Source organism: Pelagicoccus mobilis (assembly GCF_016595505.1).
GTDB lineage: Bacteria > Verrucomicrobiota > Verrucomicrobiia > Opitutales > Opitutaceae > Pelagicoccus > Pelagicoccus mobilis.
In genome coordinates this window covers 1-1,622 of record NZ_JAENIL010000135.1, presented here as the reverse complement: position 1 = coordinate 1,622, position 1,622 = coordinate 1, and the positions used below count along the sequence as shown (strand labels likewise).

The 1,622-nt window shown below is 53.4% G+C and carries 1 protein-coding gene; it reads left to right on the top strand.

Annotated features, from left to right (window positions below; genetic code table 11):
- Positions 1 to 1,622 (top strand): putative Ig domain-containing protein (locus JIN87_RS27905; RefSeq protein ID WP_200360022.1); only part of this gene is annotated, 1,622 nt, incomplete at both ends.

The following is a 1,622-nucleotide window of genomic DNA, read 5'->3' as shown; positions in this document are numbered from 1 at the left end:
ACGAACGACGGACCAACTGCCACAGCGATCTCCGACCAGACAACTGACGAGGATGCAGCCTTCAGCTTGGACGTCTCCGGAAACTTCGACGACGTTGACGCAGGAGACACGCTATCATTCTCCGCGACTCTAGAAAACGGTGATCCGCTACCGTCATGGCTATCTATAGACCAAGACACAGGTGAACTCTCAGGCACTCCGGAAAACGGCGACGTCGGTTCCATATCGGTAACCGTCACTGCCACTGACGAATCAGGCGAGAAAGCATCCTCAACATTCGGTATCCAGGTCGACAACACGAACGACGGACCAACTGCCACAGCGATCTCCGACCAGACAACTGACGAGGACGCCGCGTTCAGCTTGCATGTCTCAGGTAACTTCGACGACATAGACGAAGGCGACTCGCTCTCATTCTCCGCGACTCTCGAAAACGGCGATCCGCTCCCAAACTGGCTTTCAATCGACTCCGACACAGGTGAACTCTCAGGCACTCCGGAAAACGGAGACGTCGGATCCATATCGGTAACAGTCACTGCCACCGATGAATCTGGTGAAGAAGCATCCTCTACCTTCGGTATCCAAGTTGAAAATACAAATGACGGACCAACAGTTTCGCCTACCATCCACGACGACACAGTCGAAGAGGATTCCGCATTCAGTCTCAACACAAGTCTGCACTTCTCCGACGAAGACGTAGGCGATACGCTCAGCTACACAGCAACACAGAGCAATGGCGATCCTCTCCCGGATTGGCTGTCTATCGACAACGAGACGGGAGTTATTTCCGGCACACCGGAGAACGATGATGTCGGCGAGATCGAAATTGAAGTAACGGCGACAGACTTAAGCGGCTCTAGCGTCTCCGACTCATTCAAGCTCACAATCGAAAACGACAACGATGGTCTAATCGTCTCTGAAGCGATAGTAGATCAAACAGTCGATGAAGACGATACGTTCAGTCTCGACGTATCATCGAATTTCCATGATGCGGACGTCGGCGACACAATTACTTACCAAGCTACCCTAGACGACGGCAGTCCTCTTCCCGATTGGCTTTCGATCGACGAAGACTCAGGACTGCTTTCAGGAACTCCGGAGAATGGAGACGTTGGACTCATCGACATAACCGTCACCGCTACCGACGGACACGGGGCGACTGCCTCGGATACCTTTGAAATCCTAGTAGAGAACACAAACGACGGACCAACCGCCACAGCGATCTCCGATCAGACAACTGACGAGGACGCTGCGTTCAGCCTCGATGTCTCTAGCAACTTCGATGATGTAGATGCAGGAGACAAGCTCACATTCTCAGCGACTCTAGAAAATGGGGATCCGCTACCAGACTGGCTTTCAATCGACGAGGACACGGGCGAACTCTCAGGCACTCCGGAAAACGGAGACATCGGTTCAATATCGGTAACCGTCACTGCCACCGATGAATCCGGAGAGGAAGCATCCTCAACATTCGGTATCCAAGTCGACAACACAAACGACGGGCCAACGGCCACAGCGATCGCCGATCAGACAACCGACGAGGACGCAGCATTCAGCTTGGACGTCTCCGGAAACTTCGACGACGTTGACGCAGGAGACACACTCACATTCTCCGCGACACT